Source organism: Tatumella sp. JGM94, from assembly GCF_018257595.1.
Taxonomy (GTDB): Bacteria; Pseudomonadota; Gammaproteobacteria; order Enterobacterales; family Enterobacteriaceae; genus Tatumella; species Tatumella punctata.
Window position 1 is genome coordinate 65726 of record NZ_JAERJN010000018.1, and the last position, 585, is coordinate 66310.

General features: G+C 48.3%; 1 protein-coding gene. It reads right to left on the minus strand.

Annotated elements, in window-relative coordinates:
- Window positions 1-585 (minus strand): DUF1983 domain-containing protein (locus JK216_RS13380; RefSeq protein ID WP_212715383.1); only part of this gene is annotated, 585 nt, incomplete at both ends.

A 585-nucleotide genomic window follows, 5' to 3' on the forward strand; every position in this document is an offset into this window, starting at 1 on the left:
CGTAATTGACGCATCAGCAATGATTGCTGAATCCATAACAACCTGGTTATTAACAACGGCAAACGGCGATTTGATATCCCCGTTATCACCGCTTATCACCGCAAACCGGTCTGCCTGCACCAGGAATTGAGTACCGGTATTGTCGCTGGAAAGCCCGAAGCCAGCCACGCGCTTATTGCCGTTCGAGTCCGTCTGAACTTTCAGNTTATTAACCGCCGATATCTGAGAGCTATTATTATTCACTGACGTGGACAGGCTATTGATGGACTTAGCTTGCGAGTCTATCTCAGAACCATGGTTGTTGACTGTTGTTGTCAGAGAGCTTAATGCTGATGCATCCGCCTTGCCTGAAACATTCTTATTCGTCTGTGACAGGCTGCTATTCAGGCTGGTGATAGCGTTACCCTGAGAGCTGATGGTGTCGCCCTGACTCTTCACCGTGTTGCTCAGCGTGTTCAGTGCTGATGCATCAGCCTTAGTCGCTACTGTGTGATTAGTCTGTGACAGACTGTTATTCAACTGAGTAATATCGCTCCCCTGAGAGGTTATCGTATTACCCTGCTGCGTCACCTTGTTGCTAAGAGT